Below are 19,591 nucleotides of genomic sequence, written 5' to 3' on the forward strand. Positions count from 1 at the left end.
CGACGTTGTGCGAGCCGGGGCGGAATCGCCGCCAGTGTTCCGTGGAGAGGACCTTCTCGCCATGGGGTTCTTTGCCGGCGCAAAACCTGTTACAATAGCAGCCTATGGATAACCTTGCCGAACACAGCGACAGGACACCGACCCCCATTGTGGCCATCGATGGGGCAACCATCCGCCGGATCCGGGAGGCCAAACGGCTCACCCAGCTCTACGTGGCCAGCGTAGTGGGGGTGACGACCGATACCATCTCCCGGTGGGAGAACAACCGCTACCCGTCGGTGAAGCGGGACAATGCCGAAAAGCTGGCTCAGGCCCTGGAGGTATCCCTGGAGGATATCCTCCGGCGGGAGGAGGCTACGGAGGAAATTCCGGACGAGAACCAGACGGAGCCTCCCTTGCCGCGCCGCCGGCTCCTGCCGGCTGTTATCCTGCTCCTGGCGGGAGCGTCGATTCTGGGTATCGTGCTTTTCCGGGGGACTGCACCGGGGCTGAAGGCAGAGCGGACTCTGCCCCCCTACAGTGCGCCGGGCCAGATCCTGCCGGTTCGGGTGAAGGTGGAGCGGCCGGAAGAAGGCGGGAGCGGCTTCATTCTCAAGGAGCGCATTCCGGCCGGCTGGCGGTTCGTGAGCGCCACTCCGCCGGTGACCGGCGAGGCGGGGACACGGGAGATCAAGTGGCTCATCCCCGCCGGAGCGGGAGCCATGACGATTTCCTATACCCTGCTTTCGCCCCGTGAGATCCCCCTCAAGACGGCTGTCGATTTCGGCGGCGAGGTGGTTCGCTCCGACGAAGGAGGCACCCGGCGCGAACCGGTGGGAGGCGCGGCGCGGGTGACCGTGGCCGGCATTCACTGGGCCGATGTGAACGGCGACGGCCGCATCGATGACAACGAGATCATGCCCGCTTACTATCTCACCGAAGAGATGAAGGGGCTCGGGCTCGACTGGAAGACCATCGAGACCATCTGGACCGGTGCGGGATACACCTGGAACGGCAAGCTGAAAACGTTCGAGGTGGTCCGGTGACGGACCGGCGCTACAACGCTTTTTCCGCCGAGCTTCGCCGTGTCTTCGGCTGCCGGGTGCAGCGGGTGTCGGTTGATGCCGGCTTCACCTGTCCCAACCGGGACGGCACCACGGGGCTCGGCGGCTGCATCTTCTGTGGCGGCCGGGGCTCGGGCTCCTTCGGCATCAGGCCGGAACTGGGGGTGGCCGATCAGCTTGCCCACGGCATGACGTACCTCTCACGGCGCTGCGGGGCGGGGAAATTCCTTGCCTATTTCCAGTCCTACTCCAACACCTATGCCCCGGTGGAACAGCTCCGGCGTCTCTACGACGAGGCCCTGTCGGTCCCCGGCGTGGCCGGGCTCATTGTCGGCACCCGTCCCGACTGTCTCCCTCCGGAGGTCATCGATCTCCTGGCCGGGTATGCCCGTTCAACCTACTTCTGGCTCGAACTTGGGTTGCAGACATCCCACGACCGGACGCTGGCCCTCCTCAACCGTGGCCACGACGCGGCATCGTTCCAGGATGCCGCGGACCGTTGCCGCCGCCGGGGAATCAGGCTCTGCGCCCACGTGATTCTCGGGTTGCCGGGAGAGACCGACGCGGACATGCTCGAAACGGCGATGATGCTCAACGGGGTCGGTATCGACGGGGTGAAGCTCCACCATCTCCACGTGATGAAGGATACGCCGCTGGAAGTCATGTACCGTCAGGGGGCGGTCGGCTGTCTGGGGCGGGATGACTACGTGGGACTCGTCTGCGATTTTCTGGAGCGGCTCGATCCCCGCATTGTCGTCCATCGCCTGGTGGGGGATGCCCCGGCCGACCACCTGGTGGCCCCTGCCTGGACCCTGGAGAAGTCGGCGGTTCTTGCCGCAATCGACGAGGAATTCATCCGTCGCGACTCCCGCCAGGGGGCCCGCCTGTCCCGGTAAGCCCCCCCATTTCCACTCACAGGCCGAAGCCTGCCTCAGAACGGATACCCCAGACCCACGAAGACCGCCGGTCCCTCGTTGCCGAATCCGATGTCGACCCGACCCACGATGTTGGGGCGGACCACTGCCCGGAAGCCGATGCCCGGGTTGAACTCGAAGCTTTTTGCTTCGGCCCGGTCCAGAGATTCCATGACCGCTCCCAGATCGATGAACGGGGCCACTTCCCAGTCGGTGTTCACGTCAAAGACGCTCCAGCGGAAAAGTCTGATCCGCTCCTCAAGGTTGCAGAGAAGGTAGCTGGAGTCGACGAAGCGGTTGCGTCCGTAGCCGCGCAAGGTGGTCTCGCCTCCAAGGATGCTCCGCTCCAGAAAGGGGACTTCGCTCCCCAGGGTCTGGTTGTAGGCGACCCGTACCACGGTGATGTAACGGGCCGTATCCAGCGGGAAATATCCCTTCAACTCCACTTCGTAGTGGCGGTAACCGGCGTCGCTTCCGAGCAGCTCGGCACTCCCCTCGATGGAGGCGCGGGCATAGAGTCCGCCGGTCGGCATGGTCCGGTCGTCCAGGGTGTTGTAGATCAGCGCTATTTTCTGGGCATGGGCGGTGAACCCGTTGATCCCCGGCACCTCGGCGGTGGTGAACTGGTCGCGGATGTAGGGAACTTTGCTCACGGCTCCCGGCCGGATATCTACCTTGCGGAAGCGTTCGCCCAGAACGAGCTGGAGATGGTCGGTCAGGTCGTAGCCGACACCCATGGTGATCCCGTATTCCCGGTTGGCGTAGTTGGTTTCATCCTGCTGCAGGCTGCCCGACTCGAAGCCGTAGAACCGCGATGAACCGTCGGTAAAGTAGTAAAGGAAGGCGTTGGTTTCCAGGGGCTTTCCGTTCAAGGAGAGGAAGGTCTTGTCCCGGAGCCGCACCTCGTAGTCTTCGTTGACGTTGGTGGACTTGGAGAGGTTGAACTCCCAGTTGCGTTCGGGGAGTGGGAAAAATGCTCCGTAGAGGGAGAAGGTGGTGCCGAAGTTCTGGTTGTAGTTCACCTGGGGAGCAATGAGGGTGTTGACCTCGTCCCGGGCGTTGTGGAGGAGGAACGCGGTCAGGCCGCCGAGGATGGGCCCTTCGTTGGGGCTCGTGGCGATGACGGGCAGGGGGATGGTGACCACCTTGACCGGATCGCCGAAGCTGTCGTCGGTGAGGGGATACGGCAGTCGCTCCCGCGGCACCATGGTGGTGCAACCGGTCAGGACGAGGAACGCTGCGAAAAGGAGTACAGTGCGAAGGCCCATGAAAATCCGGCGGTTCTTGTCAACTGGCATTACAACGACAGGTGAAAGATAGCGGGTTTCGGCCTCGTGTTCAACCCCAAATGAGAGGATTGTACGAGTGGGGAACAGGTACAGGCGACATGACGGCGGAATATGGCACTGTGGAGTTCGGCTGAGGTTACCTTTTCAGTCGCCTTCCGCGTGCTCCAGCCAGTAGAGCCAAGCCAGGAGCTCAGCCACGGCCCGGTAGAGATCGGCCGGGATGCAGGAGTCAATGTCGACCTGGATGAGCTGGCGTACCAGTTCCGGCGACTGGTGGACGTAGACTCCGGCCTCCCGGGCGCAGGCGATGATGGCCTCTGCGGTGACGCCGTACCCCTTGGCCACTACCTGAGGGGCGTAATGCCCTTCCCGATAGCTGAGGGCAACGGCCTTGCGGTCCCGGTCATTCGTCGTCATGGCTCACCCTGAAGCCGGTCATGCGGATGCCGGCTGCATCCAGTGCCTCTTCGAGGCGCGGTCTTCCCTCTTTCATGGTCGCTACGGTTTCCTCGTTCCGGGCCGCGAGATTGACCGTTACTCCTGAGCTGCCGAGGCTGAGGGTAGCCCGGACCGATCCCAGCCGGGGCAGGTCAATGGCCACCTCCGTCTGCCAGCTCCGTTCTGCTGAGGAGCCCCGTCCGTCGGCCTCGCGCTCCTCCACCTTCCATTCCATATCCTGGCCGGGCCAGACCTGTCCGTTCCAGGCGAACTGCCCCGTGGCCAGAGTCGTGAGCTGTTCCTTGATGATGGGGATGGTCTGGGGCTCTACCCCCCCCTGGGGAGGGAGCGGGACATTGCGAAAGCCCCCTGCCCGTTCCGCAGCCACCGTGTCACCGGAGCGGGCCGCGACCGCAACTCCGTCGCCATCGGCAGCGAGAGCCATGGGAGTACGGGGCTGGGATGCCGCGTGCTGGTCAACGGCAATGCGCTCTCCTTTCGCCTGGGGGGCGATGGTGGTGCCGGGCCCGGCCGGCGAGTTCTGAACGGCAGGGTCGGAAGGGGGCGCCTGCCGGAGGGGCGGCCCCTGGGTCGACGGCTGGTCCGGTTGAGAGGGGGCGGGGAGCGGCTTGCCGGCGACCGGCATCGAATCGGGGCGAATGGGCTCCTGGGGCATCGGAGGGCGTGTCCCGTCCGGTGCCGGATTTTGGGGCCGCTGCGCAGTCGGATCGGCATCCGGGAGAACGGCGGTGTTGCCGCCGGGGCGCGACGGTGGAGGCGTCTGGTCCGTGGCGGGTGTGCCACCGGCCGGTGCCGTGGTGCCTGAGGGTGCCGATGCGCCGGGCTGGTGGGCCGCCCGCGGTGCATCGCCTGTGGCCGGCGTGGCGCCCGGCGGCGAGCCGGGGCTGCCGGCAGCGCCCGTGGCGGCTGAGTCAGGCGCGGTTGAGGGTGCGTTGCCTCCTCCGCCGGCGGCCGGTTGACTGCCCGTGGGCTGGTTTGCTGCTGGTAGCGGGGCTGCGGAGGGCTTTTGCCCCGCATCGGTTGCGGCAGCGGGCGGTCCTCCCGGCGACTGGGACGCCGGGGGCGCGGCGTTCTGCTGGGGTGGCGCACCGCCGTTTGCCGGAGCGGGTGAGGTGTTGCTGCCGCCGGAGGTCGTGGCCACGGCAAGCCGTGAGAGGGACCCCTGGGGCTCCCGGAGGAGATCGGCCAGGGGGCGCTCCCCCTTGACCCACTGGGAGAGGTGCGATTCATAGAAAACGCCGCTGCGGGTGAGGGCGTTGCGCAGCCCTTCAGCCAGCCGGCCCGTATCCCGTGGCGGCTCCTGCAGAATGATCGACGGCCGGGGGAGCGGCGTGGACTGGACCGCGTCATTCCTGGAGGTGGCCAGCTGATTGAGCCATCGGCCCGTGTCGCTGATCCGGACCGGCACTCCCGAGTTTGCCTCCTTGGACAGGGCGAAGACGAGGCGCGGCTCTTCGGAGACAAAGGTCAACTCCACGGTCTGCCCCGGCTGGAGGTTGAGGGGGATCTCCATGCGCAGGAGCTGGTTTGCCAGCCGGATCAGGTAGCGGCTGTCCGGCAGGTTGGCCAGCACCTCAGCCTGTACCATCTGGCCCGGGGTCAGGTTGAGGGGCGTCAGGGTCTGCCACCGGGCCTCCACCAGGGAGTACGTCGAATCCTTGAGGAGGGCCTGGGCGATCCGGGCTATTTCCTGGGTCACGATCATGGATTACTTATCGGCGGAACCGGGCAGAACTGAAGCCATTGCCGCTCAGCCCCAGACGAGCAGCCCCTGTTCGTAAACCGGTCCCAGTTCGGGATGGCGGGGCATGACCCGGATCATGAAACCGTGCCTGCCGCAGAACCGGGTTTCGATGTCACCTGTGAAGCGGTGGGAGCCGCCCCCTTCCTCTTCCGCGTGGTCCAGCGGAATCAGCTCGCCTCCCACGATGTTGCCCCGGGAGTCGAGAACGCCGCAGTAGGTCTCGACAATCACCCGGTCCGGGGCGATGTCGCCCAGGGCAATACGGGCCGTCACCGGAATGGGTGCGCCCAGGGGCACCTCCTCGGGGGCGGGGGCCCCCACAGAAATCACCCTCACCTGGTGCCAGGACCGGTGCATCTCGCCCTTCCAGCGGGCCAGGTCCACGGCCCGGGCCAGGCCCTCGTCGGACAGGGTGCGCCACTCCTCGAAGGAGGGGAGGTACATCCGCTCGGCATACTCCTTGACCATCCGCTCGGTGCTGAAGACCGGGCACAGGGTCTGGAGGCTCGCCTTCATGCAGGCAAGCCAGCCGCGGGGGATGCCGTCGGGGCCGCGGTCGTAGAAGAGGGGAATTACCTCCTTTTCCAGCAGGTCGTAGATGGCGCGGCTCTCCACCTCGTTCTGGAAGTCGATGTCGTCGTAGACCTCCCCCTTGCCGATGGCCCAGCCGTTGTTGCCCCGGTATCCCTCGGGCCACCAGCCGTCCAGGACGCTCATGTTGAGGCCGCCGTTGAACGCCACCTTCATGCCGCTGGTGCCGCTGGCCTCCAGGGGGCGCAGGGGGGTGTTGAGCCAGACGTCGACCCCCTGAACCAGGTGCCGGGCCACGGCCATGTCGTAGTCCTCGATGAACACGATCCGGTTGTGGAATCGCGCTTCCAGGGAGTGCTGGAAGATGCGGCGGATCAGTTCCTTCCCCTCCACGTCGTGGGGATGGGCCTTGCCCGAGAAGATGATCTGCACGGGACGGTCGGCGTCATTGAGGATGCGGGCGAGCCGGTCCAGGTCCCGGAAGAGCAGGGTCCCCCGCTTATAGGTGGCGAAGCGCCGGGCGAACCCGATGGTCAGGGCTTCCGGGTCCAGCACCTCGTCGGCCTGGGCGATCTCCTTGGCCGTGGCGCCCACCTGGCGCAGGTGATCCTTGAGTCGGCGCCGGGCAAAGACCACCAGCCGTTCACGGCACCGTTCGTGGGTCCGCCAGAGCTCGGAGTCGGGGATGTTGCCGACCCGCTTCCAGAGGAGCGGGTCGGTGGGATCTTCCCGCCAGCGGTTGCCGAGGTAGCGGGTGAGGAGCCCGGCCATCTCCACCGAGAGCCAGGTTTTGGTATGGACGCCATTGGTGACGGAGGTGATGGGGATGTGCTCGTCAGGCAGCTCGGGCCAGAGGTTTTTCCACATCTTGCGCGAGACCTCGCCGTGGAGTTGGCTGACGCCGTTGGCGTGATTGGCGAGCCGCAGGGCCAGTACCGCCATGCAGAACGATTCGTGCGGATTTTTCGGCAGTTGGCGTCCCAGGGAGAGGAATTCGTCCCGGGAGAGCCCCAGGAACCGGTAGTAGCGCCCCAGATAGCGCTCCAGCAGGTCGGCGGGGAAGTGGTCGATGCCCGCGTCCACGGGCGTGTGGGTGGTGAAGATTGTGCCGGCGCGGACCGCTTCCATGGCCTCCGGGAAGCGTAGGCCGTGCTTTTCCATGAGAAGTTTCGTCCGTTCCAGGGCCAGGAAGGCGGCGTGCCCCTCGTTCATGTGGCAGACATTGGGGTCGATGCCGAGGCGGTTCAACGCCCGGATGCCGCCGATGCCCAGCAGAATCTCCTGGCGGATGCGCATGTCCTGGTCACCGCCGTAGAGCTGGGCCGTGATCTCCCGGTCCAGAGGGTCGTTCTCCTCCATGTTGGTGTCCAGGAGATAGAGGGGAATCCGGCCCACCTGCACCTTCCATATCTGGACGTGGACCTTGCGGCCGGCCAGATCGAGCTCGATGGTGACCGGTTGCCCTTCCTCGTCCCGCTGGAGTTTGAGGGGGAGGTTGTAGAAGTCGTTCTCAGGGTAGAGCTCCTGCTGCCACCCCTCGATATTGAGATACTGGCGGAAGTAGCCCTGGCGGTAGAGGAGGCCGATCCCCACCAGGGGGATGCCCAGGTCGCTGGCTGACTTGAGATGATCCCCCGCCAGCACCCCCAGACCGCCGGAGTAGGTGGGAACCGATTCGTGGAGACCGAACTCCATGGAGAAATAGGCAACCCGCAGGGGGCGTTCGCCGTTCCAGGTTCGATCGAACCATGTCTTGCCGGTCATGTAGCCGTGGTATTTTTCCTCGACCCGCTTGAGCTGGGCCATGAAGCCCTCGTCGGCCACAAGGCGCTCAAGGGTGGTCTGCTGGAGGATGCCGAGCATCTCTACCGGGTTGTGGCGGGTCTGCTGCCACAGATCGATGTCGAGCCGCTTGAAAAGTTCCACCGCATCGGGCTCCCATGTCCACCAGAGATTGTAGGCCAGGGTCTGGAGGATGGCGAGTTCCCCCGACAGGGAAGGGACGACGGTGAAACGGTGGATTCTCTTGGTGAAGTCCATTGAAACCTCCGGGACCGGGGAAGGGGCCGCGAGCGCCGTTGATCCGCGGCCGGTCGATGCATCCCCCGTCATGTATCGTGATGGTTTTGTCTTCCGCAGAGCTGCTGCGGTTCAGCAGCCGTTATCAGGCCCTATCGTCCTGCTCTTCGCTGCCAGGAACTTTCGTCCCTGGCACCGAGCCGGTTCACTGCCCCTGGTCCCGGGCAATGCCGAACTTTTCCAGCCGGTACTGGAGTGTTTTGTAGCTCATGCCGAGCAGCGGCGCTGCCTTTGCAATGACCCCTCCGGCCCGCTCCATGGCCTTGATGATCAGGTTCTTTTCCAATTCCTCGAACTGGATGCCGTCGGCGGGAAGCTCGAAGGGGAGTCCGCCGCCCGGCGACATCCCTTCGCCGATCTCCGCCGGCAGGTCGCCGGGTTCGATCAGTTCTCCCTCCGCCATGAGGATGCCCCGCTCGATCACGGACTCCAGCTGACGGACGTTGCCGGGCCAGCTGTAGTTCATGAGGAGCTTCAGGGCAGCGCGGGAGAGCCCCTTCACCCCCGTATCGTGCCGGTATTTAGCCACGAAGAAATCGGTCAGGGCGGCTATGTCGCTTCCCCGTTCCCGCAGCGGCGGAAGGCTGATCCGGATCACGTTGAGGCGATAGAAGAGGTCCTCCCGGAAGTTGCCCCGGCGGATCTCCGCCTCCAGGTCACGGTTGGTGGCCGAGATGATCCGGACATCCACCGGGATGTTGACCTTGCCCCCCACCCGCCGGATCTCCTTGGCCTGAATCGCCCGCAGGAGTTTCGCCTGCATGGCCACGCTCATCTCCCCGATTTCGTCCAGAAAAACGGTGCCGCCGTTCGCGGCCTCGAAGATGCCGATCTCGCGGGAACTGGCGCCGGTGAAGGCGCCCTTCTCGTGGCCGAACAGCTCGCTCTCCATGAGGGTTTCGGGGATGGCGGCACAGTTGATGGCGAAAAAGGGCTTGTCCGCCCGGGGGCTCCTTTCGTGGATGGCGCTGGCCACCAGTTCCTTGCCGGTGCCTGATTCGCCCTGGATGAGGACCGTGGAGGCGGTCGGCGCGATCTTGGTGACGATCCGGAAGACCTCTTTCATCTTGGGGTGCTCGCCGATGATGTCAGGGATGGCGCCCGCCTCCTCCAGCTTTTTGTGGAGTGCCCGGTTCTCCTTCAGCAGCCTGACCCGCTCTACCGCCCGCCGCAGGGTGAGCAGCAGAGTGTCCCGCTCCAGGGGTTTTTCCAGATAGTCAAAGGCCCCTTTTTTCATGGCTTCCACTGCCGAGTCAACGGTGCCGTGGGCAGTCATCATGATGATGCACTGCTGCGGGTCAGCCGCCAGCAGCCGCTCCAGCAGCTCCATTCCCGACATCCCCTGCATCTTCAGATCCGTGAGGATGACATCGAACTCCCGCTCGTCCAGCAAGGCCAGGGCCTCCAGTCCGCCGGCCGCCGTCGCGGTTTCGTAGCGTTCCCCCTCCAGGATGGTCTGAAGGATCTCGCGCTGCCCCCGTTCATCGTCGACGATCAGTATGGTTGCGGGCATGGTTTCTCCGTTCTGCATAAGTATAGGGTGTTTACCGGTGAAGTCATCGCCCGTCCCGGAGAATGACGGTGAACGTGGTGCCCAGCGCCGGCGTGCTTTCCACGAGGATCTCGCCGCCGTGCTCGCGGATGATCCGCTCGGTGATGGCGAGCCCCAGGCCGATACCCGCCTCCTTGCTGGTGAACCAGGGTTGGAATATTTTCGTCAGGTCCTCCGGCGGGATGCCGATGCCCTGGTCGGCGAAGGTAAGACGGAATGCTTCCGTTTCCCGGTCAAAGGAGGCGCCGAGGGTGATGGTCCCGCCCCCCGGCATGGCCTGGATGGCGTTGGTCACGAAGTTGAAGACGCAGTTGCGGAGCATCTCGCCGTCAGCGCGTATGGGAGGGAGATCCGGCGGGATGTCGGTGACCACGGCGATCCGCTGTTCGTCGAGACGCTCCCGGAGCAGCGGCAGGGCCCGGTCGATCAGCTCGCGGTAGCAGACCTCGCCGATGCGCAGCTTCAGCGGCCGGCCGTAGTTCATGAAGTTGACCACCAGGTAGTTGGCCCGCCGCACCTCTTCCTTGATCTTTTCCGCCAGAGGCACGAAGCGCTCGCCCTTGTCGGGGCAGGCAGCCACGAATTCGCCCTTGAGATGATCCACGGCAAGGCTGATGTAGTTGAGGGGGTTGCGTATTTCGTGGGCGATGCCCGACGCGAGCTGTCCCACCTTGGAGAGGTGTTCTGCCTCGTAGAGCCGTTTTTCAAGATTTTCCCGTTCCTGGAGCTTGGTAACCATCTCGTTGAAGCTCCGCCCCAACTCACCGATCTCGTCACTGCCCGCCACCGGGAAGCTCACGGTCAGGTCGCCGTCGGCCACCCGCCGGACCTGGGCGGCCAGCCGGTTAATGGGCGCCGTGTAGCGCGTTGCCAGGAAAATGGTGAAGATGATCCCCAGCAGGAAGACCAGCGAGGTGGCCACCACCCGGTTCACGAAGTTCTCATGCTGGATGGTTCTGATATTGTCCAGCAGCAGGTTGATCTGGACGTATCCCAGCTGCTGGTCGCCGACGATAACCGGCACCAGCAGCTCATAGGAGCGGTTGGCTGTGGCGCGTTCCCGGCGGGATTCGGGTGCCGCCCTGAGTCCCTTTTCCATCTTCTTGATGTCGCGCTTCTTGCCCACCTTGGAGGGGTCGGACGAGTCGATGATCTCACCCTCGTTGCTGATGATGCTGATCTCCTTGACCCCCTTGACCCGCGCCGCCTTCATGTAGCGGGCAAGACGCTCCGGGTCGGGCTCGAACTCGGAGGTCAGATCCTCGACGCTCATCTGGATGGCCTGGGAGACGAAGGAGGAGCTCTCCTGGATCTCCTGCACCATTTCGTTCTGGCTGTACTGGTTGAGCACGAAGAGGGTGACGACGGCGATGACGAGCAGCGTCAGCATGATCATCACCAGTTTGGTATTGAGTCTCATGGGGCCTCTGGCGGGCATTCGGCGCAAAACCGAGTCCTTGTGGACGGTACGGCGGGATTATACACCAGGGGCAAGGGGGTGGCAAGGCGGCTCTCCCGGCGCTTCTTTTGGCGGATGAACTCTGCTATGATCGGCCGGAACGACCAGACCGCCCGGCAGACGGGCAGCGCGAGGAGGGTGGAGGCTGTGCATGAAATGTCCATAACCCAGAACGTGGTGGAGATATGCGAGAAAAGTGCAGAAGGCCGGCGGATACTTGCGGTTGTGCTGGAGATCGGCGAGCTGTCCGGCGTGGTCCCCGAGGCGGTGGAGTTTTGCTTCGAAGCGTGTACCGCCGGCACCCTTGCCGAAGGCGCGCGGCTCTCCATCGACCGGGTGCCCGGCCGGGGAGAGTGCGGCAACTGCGCCACCGTGTTCCCGGTCCGGACCTACTTCGACCCCTGTCCCGCCTGCGGCGCCTACGGGGTGCGGGTGGTGGCCGGTGAAGAGCTGCGGGTAAAGGAGCTGGAGGTCGAGTAGACGATCCGTCCGTCCGGCACAGTGGCAACACCGGTTTCCTGCGGTAAAATCGTTTACAAACCCCTGGTCATCATTTACAGTTGTGGTCCCGCCCACAGCCATTCCCCCCTTCGGGAGAACCCCATGGATACCCTCGCGAGTACCCCGTTGCGCACCGAGCACGAACGCCTCAACGCCCTCATGGCCCCCTTCGGCGGCTGGAACATGCCGATACAGTACGAAGGGATCATCGCCGAGCACCGGTGGTGCCGGGAGAAGGCCGCCCTGTTCGACATCTGCCACATGGGGGAGTTCCTCTTCACGGGCGATATCGTCGCCGACGGGCTGGAAGACGTCTTCACGTTTTCGGTGGCCTCCATCCCGGTGGGGCGGTCCCGCTACGGCTTCCTCCTGAACGGGGACGGCGGCATCATGGACGATCTGATCGTCTTCCGCCTGGCGCAGAACGAGGCCATGGTGGTGGTGAACGCGGCCACCATAGGCAAGGATTTCGCTGCCATCTCCGCCCGTCTCGGCGGCGGCGGGTTTCGGGACATCTCTGCCGCAACCGCCAAGCTGGATCTCCAGGGCCCCCTCTCCCGGGAAGTACTCGTGGAGGTGATCGGCCCGGAGGTCGCGGCAATTCCCTATTTCAAATTCATCCGGACCAGGGTGCTCGGCGCCGATGCCATCGTGAGCCGCACCGGTTACACCGGTGAGCTCGGCTATGAGATATTCCTCCCGTCGGACCAAGTGGTGGAACTCTGGCAACGGCTGCTGGCCGATCCCCGCGTCCGGCCCGCCGGCCTCGGCGCCCGGGACGTGCTCCGGCTGGAGGTGGGCTACAGCCTCTACGGCAGTGATATCGACGAGTCCACCACCCCCCTGGAGGCGGGGCTTGAGGCCTTTGTGTCCTTTGACAAGTCCTTTGTGGGGAAGGATGCGCTCCTGGCCCGGCGGGCAGAAGGGGTGATGCGTCGCCGGGTGGCCTTTCAGGTCGCTTCCCGCCGTTCTCCCCGACACGACTACGAGATTCTGTTCCAGGGCGAGCAGGTCGGCGTCGTCACCAGCGGTGTCTTCTCCCCCATGCTCGGCTGCGGCATCGGCCTCGGCTATGTGACTCCCGGCACGGCCGTCCCCGGAGCCCCGCTCACGATCCGGCACGAGCGGGTCAGCATGGACGCGACGGTGGTGGACGCCCCCTTCTACCGGGGAGGGTCCCTGCGCGCCTGATTTGCCGGCAGATAATCCATTCAGTTCGTCATACATCCACAAGGAGGCAATAGTCATGGAAACCTATTTCACCAAAGAGCACGAGTGGGTCAAGGTCAAGGAAGGCGTGGCCGCCGTGGGGATAACCGAGTACGCCGCCCACCAGCTGGGAGACGTTACCTTCGTGGAACTGCCGCAGGTCGGGAAGCAGGTGAAGCAGTTCGAGGTGCTGGCGGCCATCGAGTCGGTGAAGGCGGCCAGTGACATCTACGCCCCGGTTTCGGGGAAGGTGACCCGGGTGAACGAAGCCCTTGACGATCGTCCCGAGATCGTGAACGAGGCCGCCGAGGAGGCGGGGTGGATTGCCTGGATCGAGATGGGGGATACCTCTGAACTGAACGGTCTCCTGACCCGCGAACAGTACGACGAGTATCTGAAGGGCCTCGAATAATGAGCGGCGCCGACTACTGCCCCAACTCGCCGGAGGAGGTCCGCCGGATGCTGGACGCTGTCGGCGTCGCCGACATTGATGACCTTTTCCGCCCGATTTCCCCCGCCCTGCGGGCGAAATCCTTCGATCTGCCGCCGGGGATGTCGGAGTTCGAGATGCTGCACCGGCTCCAGACCCTGGCGGGCAGGAACGCTCAGGGCCTGGTCCACTTCGTGGGGGGCGGCTTCCATGATCACCTGATCCCGGCCGTGGTGGACCATCTGGCGTCCCGTCCCGAATTCTACACCGCCTATACCCCCTACCAGCCCGAGTGTTCCCAGGGAACGCTCCAGGCCCTCTTCGAGTATCAGACCGCCATCTGTCGGCTGACCGGCATGGAGGTTGCCAATGCCTCCCTCTACGACGGCGGCACGGCCCTGGCCGAGGCTGCCCTCATGGCGCTGCGGATCACAGGGCGCAGCCGGCTGGTGGTCGATGGTGCGGTGAATCCGTTCCACAGGGAGATCCTCGCCACCTACCTGGCCAACCTTGATGTGGAACTGGTGGAGATCGCCCCCAAGGCCGGGATGGAGGATGATGTCCGTCTGCGGGCCGCCGTCGACGATGCAACCGCCGCGGTCATCGCCCAGAATCCCGATTTTTTCGGGACCCTGAGTGACCTCTCCGGTCTCGCGGCCGAGGCCCACGGCGTGGGCGCGCTCCTGGTGGCCTCTGTCTACCCGATCTCACTGGGCATCGTTCGGAGCCCCGGCAGCATGGGGGCCGACATCGTGGTGGGGGACGGCCAGAGCCTCGGCAACCCCCTCTCGTTCGGCGGCCCATCCTTCGGGTTCATCGCCGGCCGCCGCGAGCACATCCGCAACCTTCCGGGCCGCATCATCGGCGAGACCGTGGATCGGAACGGCACCCGCGGCTTCGTCCTGACCCTCCAGGCGCGGGAGCAGCACATCAAGCGCCACAAGGCCACCTCCAACATCTGCAGCAACCAGAGCCTCTGTGCCCTGCGCGGCCTCATCTTCCTCTCCGCCCTGGGGAGCGAGGGGATGGCGGAGCTCGCCCGCCTGAACCGCGACAAGGCCGAATATGCCAAAGCCGTTCTCGGCGCCGTGCCGGGGGTGGAGGTGCTGAACAGCGGCTTCACCTTCAACGAGTTCACGGTCTGCCTCCCCAAGGCGGCCGAGGAAGCGGTCGTGGCGCTGCTCCGCAAGGGTGTGGCGGCCGGGGTGCCCCTGGGTCCCTACTACCCGGACATGGAGAAGTGCATGGTGGTGACGGTGACCGAAAAGCGGACCAAGGCCGAAATCGACACCTTTGCCCGGCAACTGGAGGGTGCGTTATGGAACTGATCTTCGAAAAATCGGTGACCGGCCGCCGGGGAGTCCGGCTCCCGGCCGGCGACGTTCCCCCGGCTCCTCCCCTTCCGGCGGCGCTTGCCCGGGACGGGGCGCCGGCCCTGCCCCAGGTGAGCGAACTGGACGTGGTGCGCCACTTCACCACCCTGTCGCGGCGCAATTTTTCGGTGGATACCCACTTCTATCCGCTGGGCTCCTGCACCATGAAGTACAATGCCAAGGCCCTGGAGGAGGCGGCAAAACTCTTTGCCCCCTATCACCCCATGGTTCCGCTCCTGCCCCACGGCGCATCCTTCAGCCAGGGGAGCCTGGAGCTCGTGCACGGCCTGGGCGAAGCCCTGGCCGAGATCACCGGCATGGACGAGGTGACCTGCCAGCCCCTGGCCGGCGCCCACGGCGAGATGACCGGCATCATGCTCATCGCCGCCTACCATGAGGCAAAGGGAAACCGGAAGAAATACGTGGTGGTCCCCGACTCCTCCCACGGCACCAACCCGGCCTCGGCCGCCATGGTGGGCTACGAGATTATCACCGTTCCCACAGCCCCTTACGGCGACATGGACCTGGAGAAATACCGCGCGGTCATGACCGATGAGGTGGCGGCGGTCATGATGACCTGCCCCAACACCCTGGGACTCTTTAATCCCCACATCCGGGAGATCTGCGACATCGCCCACGATCACGATGCCCTCATGTACTACGACGGGGCCAACCTGAACGCCATCCTCGGCAAGGTGCGGCCCGGCGACGTAGGTTTCGACGTGATTCACGTGAATCTCCACAAGACCTTTGGCACTCCCCACGGCGGGGGTGGGCCGGGGAGTGGCCCCGTGGGGGTGAAGAAGCTGCTGGCCTCCTATCTGCCGGGTCCGCGCGTGGTGAAGAACAGCGACGGCGAGTATGCCGTCATTCCCCATTCCCACGAGAGCATCGGCCGCACCGCGGGGTTCTTCGGCAACTTCGGGGTCATGGCCAAGGCCTTTGCCTATATCACCATGCTCGGCCGGGAAGGGCTCATCCAGGTGAGCGAGCAGGCGGTCCTGAACGCCAACTACATCATGGCCCGGTTGAAAGACGTCTACGACCTCCCCTACGACCAGACCTGCATGCACGAATGCGTCTTTTCGGCGGCCCGGCAGGCGCGCAACGGCGTTCATGCCATTGATATCGCCAAGTTTCTCATCGACCGGGGCTTCCATCCCCCCACGGTCTACTTCCCCCTCATCGTCAAGGAGGCAATCATGATCGAGCCCACCGAGACCGAGAGCAAGGAGACCCTGGACGCCTTTATCGAGGCCATGCGCGATGCCGCCGATCTGGCGGAGAGGGATCCGGCCGCCTTTGCCGAACTGCCGCGGACCATGCCCATCACCCGTCCGGACGAGACCAGGGCAGCCCGCGAGCAGAACGTGTGCTACTTCGGGTGCTGATGGAGCCGCCGGCCTGGCGCCTCATCGATACCGGCCCCCTGGACGGCCCGCGGAACATGGCGGTGGACGAGGCGCTCCTCCGCCATTTCGACCAGGGGGCAGCGCCGGTGCTCCGCCTCTATGGCTGGGAGCCGCCGGCCTTTTCCGTGGGGCGCTTCCAGAAGGCCGACGAGGCGATCGACCGGGAGCGCTGCCGCCGGGCCGGCATTCCAGTGGTCCGTCGGATCACCGGCGGCGGGCTCATCTATCACGGCCCCGAGCTGACCTATTCCCTGGTCTGCGCCCCCCGGCACATTGCCGGAGCTCGGGGGGTGAAGGAGTCGTTCCGGGCGCTCACCGGCTTTCTGCTCCGCTTCTACGGGGAACTGGGCCTGGCGGCGTGCTGGGCCGCGGATGACGCCGCCGGGGATGCGAGGCTCGGGGCGCGGACTCCCCTCTGCTTTGCGGGCAGGGAAGAAAGCGACATCGTCATCCGCGGGAGGAAGATCGGCGGCAACGCCCAGCGCCGGCTGCGGGACGCCATTTTTCAGCACGGTTCCATCCCCCTGGCGGATGGCGTGGGAGAGGCACTCCCCTTTTTGCGGTCGGTGCCCGCGGGCCTCCGGGAGGGGACCACGGATCTGGCCGCCCTGGGGGTGGCTGACGGGGTGGACCGGCTGCGAGCGCTGCTGGCCCGTTCCTTCAGCGCAGTCCTCGGTGTGGCGCTGGTTCCGTCGGAACTCTCACCGGCGGAGCGTGAGACCGCTGACCGGCTCCTCCGGGAGCGCTACGGCAACGACGGCTGGAATTTCGGGGGAGAAAACGGGTGAACATCCACCGCAAGCCGGAATGGCTCCGGAAAAAAATCAACCCTGCCGCCCACGGCGCCATGGATGAGCTGCTGGGAGAGTTGCGGCTCCACACGGTCTGCCGGGAGGCGCGCTGCCCCAATATCACCGAGTGCTTCCGGGAACGCCAGGCAACCTTTCTGATTCTCGGCGCGGAGTGCACCCGCCTCTGCTCCTTCTGCAACGTCACCAAGGGAGAGCCGCTGCCGCCCGACCCGGACGAGCCGGCGCGGGTGGCCCAGGCCGTTGTCCGTCTGAGTCTGGCCCATGTGGTGATCACGAGCCCTACCCGGGACGACCTTCCCGACGGTGGTGCCGGCCACTACGCCGCCACCGTGGCGGCCATCGGTCGTGCCGCGCCTGCAACTGCCGTGGAGCTTCTGGTGCCCGATTTTCTCGGCAGCCGCACGGCATTGGCGGATGTCGCGGCTGCCGCGCCCCGGATCATCGGGCACAATGTGGAAACCGTTCCCCGTCTCTACGCCATTCGTGCCGGCGCCGACTACGGCCGTTCGCTGGCGGTGCTCCGCACCCTGCGCGAACTGGCGCCGGGGTGTGCCACCAAGTCGGGGCTCATGCTCGGCCTGGGTGAGACGGAAGAGGAAGTTCTGGCGGTGATGGCCGACCTGCGGCGGGTCGACTGCACTTACCTCAGTCTCGGCCAGTACCTGGCTCCGAGCCGGTTTCACCACCCCGTGCGGGAGTTCGTCCCTCCCGAGACCTTTGACCGGCTGAAGGCCTTGGCCGAAGGGATGGGGTTCCGCCACGTGGAGAGCGGTCCCTATGTCCGCAGTTCCTACCACGCCGCCGGTTATGCCGGCCAGGCACGTACCTATCAACCCGTTGCATCCGGCCCCGGGCCGGATCAGGAAGGAGCGTCCGCACTATGAAGAAGTTAGCCGCCCTGGCCATGATCGTGTCCATGCTCACCCTTGCCGCCTGTTCGGGCAAGGGGGCCCAGGAGCTCTACGATACGGCCCAGTTCGAGGAAAAACAGCACAATCTGGAGCATGCGACGAAACTCTACGAAGAGATCGTGGCCAAGCATCCCCAATCGGAGCTGGCCGCCCGGGCCAAGGAGCGGCTCGAAGCGATCAAGGCTGGGAAATAGGAGGTAATATGGAGCTGATCGTTACCTTTCCCGGCGGGAAAAAGGTGAACGCCGAACTGGACGGCATGATGATCCCCACGGACCAGCCGGTCGAGTCGGGGGGCGAGGGAACGGCACCGTCTCCCTACGATTATTTCGTGGCTTCCATCGGCACCTGCGCCGGTTTTTACGTCCTCGCCTTCTGCCAGCAGCGCGGCATCGCCACAGAGAATATCTCCCTGCGCCAGGCCATGGAGTTTACCGCCACGGCAGACGGCAGGAAGAGATTGTCACGGGTTCAGATGGAGATCGTGGTGCCGTCCGATTTCCCTGAAAAGTATCGCAACGCCCTGGTCAAGTCTGCGGAGCTCTGCTCGGTCAAGAGGGCGCTGGCGGACCCGCCCGATTTCGCCATCCGAACCGTGGTTGCGTGATCGACCTGGCCGGCGCACGCAACTGCCCGACTGACTTCAGAATTGCATGGATTTACGGGATTTCCGCTGGTATAGTTGCGAACGGCTGTCATCTCACGAGGAAAGGAACGGATACATGGCACAGGCAAAGCAAGGGGATACCGTCACGGTTCACTATACGGGCTCGCTCACTACGGGGGAGCTGTTTGATTCGTCTGAGGAAAGCGGTCCCCTGAAGTTCACCGTGGGCCAGGACGAGGTCATCCCGGGTTTCGAGGAGGCGGTGATCGGCATGAGCCCCGGCGAGACGAAGACCGTGACGATTCCCGAGGACAAGGCCTATGGGGCGCGCATGCCCGAACTTGTGGCCGAGGTGGAGCGCCAGTACCTGCCGGCAGGGGCCGAGCCGGTCATCGGCCAGCAGTACGAGGTTACCCAGGATGACGGCCAGGTCTTCAACGTGACGGTGACCGCCATGACCGACGACATGGTGACGCTGGACGCCAATCACCCGCTGGCCGGCCGTGAGCTGGTCTTTGAAATCAAGCTGCTTGAGATCGCCTGATCGCGATTGGGTATGATCCGGAATTAAAAAGGGAAGAGGCGAGGGCCTCTTCCCTTTTTAATTCGATGGCGTTCTACGCTAGTTTTCGGTCATGAAGTGCTGTTCGTACATATCCTCAAGTTGCTGCAGGTGCTTGGTCTCGTCCACCAGCAGCCGGTCGAAGAGCTTTGCCATGGGCGCGCCGACACATCCCTGGGCCATGCGCTGGTAAAAGTCGATGGCACCTTTTTCCAGGTGAATGGCGTAAGCAAGGGCCTCCCGTGCGTCGGACTCGGGGGAAAGCTCCTTTTTGGCCAGTACATAGCCAAGGTTCATGGTCGGAATTTGTCGTTCCATGGAGCCGGCCCCTTCCATCTGGCCCTCAAGCAGGGCCTTTTCCAGGCTCAGTTTATGCTCCAATTCGTCCAGGGCGGCTTCCTTGAGGATCTGTTTGGCCCCCTTATTCTTCACTCTGCGGATCGCGTCAAGGTAGTGCCTGAATCCCTCTTCCTCCATGGTAATCGCCATCTCAACGGCGGCTTCGAATGTGTAGCAGACCGCTCCCTGTTCGCTCATGGCCGGTTCTCCTTATGGTTGCTTGGAAAATACTAAGTTATTAACATACCGTTTTAAGGATGACAAGCAGATTGTATACAGTATGCGATCATGCCGGTGGAAGGTGTGGCAATCGGCGGCGGATGCGCTACACTTCACCTTAATGGAGCATCAGTCACGCTCCGGAT

At 64.5% G+C, this 19,591-nt stretch carries 19 protein-coding genes; 12 read left to right on the top strand and 7 right to left on the bottom strand.

The annotated features are described in order from the left end of the window. Positions 1-104 precede the first annotated feature (104 nt). Entirely contained in the window at positions 105-1,025 is a 921-nt protein-coding gene (locus AABA48_RS16400) for a helix-turn-helix domain-containing protein (protein WP_286351340.1), read from the top strand. Beyond that, the gene (locus tag AABA48_RS16405; RefSeq protein WP_286351341.1) at positions 1,022-1,939 is read left to right on the top strand and encodes a TIGR01212 family radical SAM protein; all 918 of its coding nucleotides are present in this window, start codon (positions 1,022-1,024) and stop codon (positions 1,937-1,939) included. Before AABA48_RS16400 ends, AABA48_RS16405 begins: the two co-directional genes overlap by 4 nt. A gap of 35 nt (positions 1,940-1,974) precedes the next feature. Here the strand turns inward: AABA48_RS16405 and AABA48_RS16410 are convergent, their stop codons facing one another. From AABA48_RS16410 to AABA48_RS16435, 6 genes are all read right to left on the bottom strand, one after another. Continuing rightward, positions 1,975-3,225 carry a BamA/TamA family outer membrane protein gene (locus AABA48_RS16410; RefSeq protein ID WP_286351342.1) on the bottom strand — a complete coding sequence of 417 codons (1,251 nt, stop codon included), beginning with the start codon at positions 3,223-3,225 and terminating at the stop codon, positions 1,975-1,977. A 165-nt stretch (positions 3,226-3,390) separates the two neighbouring features. Next, positions 3,391-3,663 (bottom strand): EscU/YscU/HrcU family type III secretion system export apparatus switch protein, encoded by a 273-nt coding sequence (locus AABA48_RS16415; protein ID WP_010941037.1) that lies wholly within the window; start codon positions 3,661-3,663, stop codon positions 3,391-3,393. Continuing rightward, the gene (locus AABA48_RS16420) at positions 3,650-5,410 is read right to left on the bottom strand and encodes a flagellar hook-length control protein FliK (protein WP_286351343.1); all 1,761 of its coding nucleotides are present in this window, start codon (positions 5,408-5,410) and stop codon (positions 3,650-3,652) included. The genes AABA48_RS16415 and AABA48_RS16420 overlap by 14 nt, the downstream gene beginning before the upstream one ends. 45 nt (positions 5,411-5,455) lie before the next feature. Continuing rightward, positions 5,456-8,020: a glycosyltransferase family 1 protein gene (locus AABA48_RS16425; protein WP_286351344.1), complete on the bottom strand. Its 2,565-nt coding sequence runs from the start codon at positions 8,018-8,020 to the stop codon at positions 5,456-5,458. A gap of 184 nt (positions 8,021-8,204) precedes the next feature. Continuing rightward, positions 8,205-9,572, bottom strand: coding sequence for a sigma-54-dependent transcriptional regulator (locus tag AABA48_RS16430; RefSeq protein ID WP_286351345.1), 1,368 nt, complete (start codon positions 9,570-9,572; stop codon positions 8,205-8,207). A gap of 43 nt (positions 9,573-9,615) precedes the next feature. Continuing rightward, positions 9,616-11,031, bottom strand: a complete 1,416-nt coding sequence (locus AABA48_RS16435) for a sensor histidine kinase (protein WP_286351346.1) — start codon at positions 11,029-11,031, stop codon at positions 9,616-9,618. 186 nt (positions 11,032-11,217) lie between these two features. Here AABA48_RS16435 and hypA point away from each other — a divergent pair, with 186 nt between their 5' ends. From hypA to AABA48_RS16485, 10 genes are all read left to right on the top strand, one after another. After that, complete coding sequence (gene hypA / locus AABA48_RS16440; protein WP_286352492.1) at positions 11,218-11,550, top strand: hydrogenase maturation nickel metallochaperone HypA; 333 nt, start codon at positions 11,218-11,220, stop codon at positions 11,548-11,550. 123 nt (positions 11,551-11,673) lie between these two features. Then, on the top strand, positions 11,674-12,762 hold the full coding sequence (gene gcvT, locus AABA48_RS16445) for a glycine cleavage system aminomethyltransferase GcvT (protein WP_286351347.1): 1,089 nt from the start codon (positions 11,674-11,676) through the stop codon (positions 12,760-12,762). A gap of 55 nt (positions 12,763-12,817) precedes the next feature. Next, positions 12,818-13,192, top strand: coding sequence for a glycine cleavage system protein GcvH (gene gcvH / locus AABA48_RS16450; RefSeq protein ID WP_286351348.1), 375 nt, complete (start codon positions 12,818-12,820; stop codon positions 13,190-13,192). Beyond that, positions 13,192-14,538 (top strand): aminomethyl-transferring glycine dehydrogenase subunit GcvPA, encoded by a 1,347-nt coding sequence (gene gcvPA, locus AABA48_RS16455; RefSeq protein ID WP_286351349.1) that lies wholly within the window; start codon positions 13,192-13,194, stop codon positions 14,536-14,538. Before gcvH ends, gcvPA begins: the two co-directional genes overlap by 1 nt. Continuing rightward, positions 14,529-15,974 (top strand): aminomethyl-transferring glycine dehydrogenase subunit GcvPB, encoded by a 1,446-nt coding sequence (gcvPB, locus tag AABA48_RS16460; RefSeq protein ID WP_286351350.1) that lies wholly within the window; start codon positions 14,529-14,531, stop codon positions 15,972-15,974. Before gcvPA ends, gcvPB begins: the two co-directional genes overlap by 10 nt. Further along, positions 15,974-16,783: a lipoate--protein ligase family protein gene (locus AABA48_RS16465; protein ID WP_350284122.1), complete on the top strand. Its 810-nt coding sequence runs from the start codon at positions 15,974-15,976 to the stop codon at positions 16,781-16,783. Before gcvPB ends, AABA48_RS16465 begins: the two co-directional genes overlap by 1 nt. Next, complete coding sequence (gene lipA, locus AABA48_RS16470) at positions 16,780-17,691, top strand: lipoyl synthase (protein WP_286351352.1); 912 nt, start codon at positions 16,780-16,782, stop codon at positions 17,689-17,691. Before AABA48_RS16465 ends, lipA begins: the two co-directional genes overlap by 4 nt. Then, positions 17,688-17,912 carry a hypothetical protein gene (locus tag AABA48_RS16475; protein WP_286351353.1) on the top strand — a complete coding sequence of 75 codons (225 nt, stop codon included), beginning with the start codon at positions 17,688-17,690 and terminating at the stop codon, positions 17,910-17,912. Before lipA ends, AABA48_RS16475 begins: the two co-directional genes overlap by 4 nt. An 8-nt stretch (positions 17,913-17,920) precedes the next feature. Further along, the gene (locus tag AABA48_RS16480; protein WP_286351354.1) at positions 17,921-18,325 is read left to right on the top strand and encodes an OsmC family protein; all 405 of its coding nucleotides are present in this window, start codon (positions 17,921-17,923) and stop codon (positions 18,323-18,325) included. 115 nt (positions 18,326-18,440) lie between these two features. Further along, positions 18,441-18,869, top strand: coding sequence for an FKBP-type peptidyl-prolyl cis-trans isomerase (locus AABA48_RS16485; protein WP_286351355.1), 429 nt, complete (start codon positions 18,441-18,443; stop codon positions 18,867-18,869). Positions 18,870-18,947: 78 nt separating this feature from the next. Here AABA48_RS16485 and AABA48_RS16490 read toward each other — a convergent pair whose 3' ends face one another. After that, positions 18,948-19,424: a ferritin-like domain-containing protein gene (locus AABA48_RS16490; protein WP_286351356.1), complete on the bottom strand. Its 477-nt coding sequence runs from the start codon at positions 19,422-19,424 to the stop codon at positions 18,948-18,950. Between the last annotated feature and the right edge of the window lie 167 nt (positions 19,425-19,591).

The sequence above is a fragment of the Geobacter sp. 60473 genome (genome assembly GCF_036323535.1).
GTDB lineage: Bacteria > Desulfobacterota > Desulfuromonadia > Geobacterales > Geobacteraceae > Geobacter > Geobacter sulfurreducens.

Excerpts from the sequence above, each read along its gene's own strand:
- AABA48_RS16465 (WP_350284122.1), top strand. The coding sequence starts at position 15,974 with ATGGAGCCGCCGGCCTGGCGCCTCATCGATACCGGCCCCCTGGACGGC.
- gcvPA (WP_286351349.1), top strand. The coding sequence starts at position 13,192 with ATGAGCGGCGCCGACTACTGCCCCAACTCGCCGGAGGAGGTCCGCCGG.
- gcvPB (WP_286351350.1), top strand. The coding sequence starts at position 14,529 with ATGGAACTGATCTTCGAAAAATCGGTGACCGGCCGCCGGGGAGTCCGG.
- gcvT (WP_286351347.1), top strand. The coding sequence starts at position 11,674 with ATGGATACCCTCGCGAGTACCCCGTTGCGCACCGAGCACGAACGCCTC.
- gcvH (WP_286351348.1), top strand. The coding sequence starts at position 12,818 with ATGGAAACCTATTTCACCAAAGAGCACGAGTGGGTCAAGGTCAAGGAA.
- AABA48_RS16425 (WP_286351344.1), bottom strand. The coding sequence starts at position 8,020 with ATGGACTTCACCAAGAGAATCCACCGTTTCACCGTCGTCCCTTCCCTG.
- AABA48_RS16485 (WP_286351355.1), top strand. The coding sequence starts at position 18,441 with ATGGCACAGGCAAAGCAAGGGGATACCGTCACGGTTCACTATACGGGC.
- AABA48_RS16475 (WP_286351353.1), top strand. The coding sequence starts at position 17,688 with ATGAAGAAGTTAGCCGCCCTGGCCATGATCGTGTCCATGCTCACCCTT.
- AABA48_RS16410 (WP_286351342.1), bottom strand. The coding sequence starts at position 3,225 with ATGGGCCTTCGCACTGTACTCCTTTTCGCAGCGTTCCTCGTCCTGACC.
- AABA48_RS16400 (WP_286351340.1), top strand. The coding sequence starts at position 105 with ATGGATAACCTTGCCGAACACAGCGACAGGACACCGACCCCCATTGTG.
- AABA48_RS16435 (WP_286351346.1), bottom strand. The coding sequence starts at position 11,031 with ATGAGACTCAATACCAAACTGGTGATGATCATGCTGACGCTGCTCGTC.
- AABA48_RS16490 (WP_286351356.1), bottom strand. The coding sequence starts at position 19,424 with ATGAGCGAACAGGGAGCGGTCTGCTACACATTCGAAGCCGCCGTTGAG.
- AABA48_RS16430 (WP_286351345.1), bottom strand. The coding sequence starts at position 9,572 with ATGCCCGCAACCATACTGATCGTCGACGATGAACGGGGGCAGCGCGAG.
- AABA48_RS16420 (WP_286351343.1), bottom strand. The coding sequence starts at position 5,410 with ATGATCGTGACCCAGGAAATAGCCCGGATCGCCCAGGCCCTCCTCAAG.
- AABA48_RS16480 (WP_286351354.1), top strand. The coding sequence starts at position 17,921 with ATGGAGCTGATCGTTACCTTTCCCGGCGGGAAAAAGGTGAACGCCGAA.
- AABA48_RS16415 (WP_010941037.1), bottom strand. The coding sequence starts at position 3,663 with ATGACGACGAATGACCGGGACCGCAAGGCCGTTGCCCTCAGCTATCGG.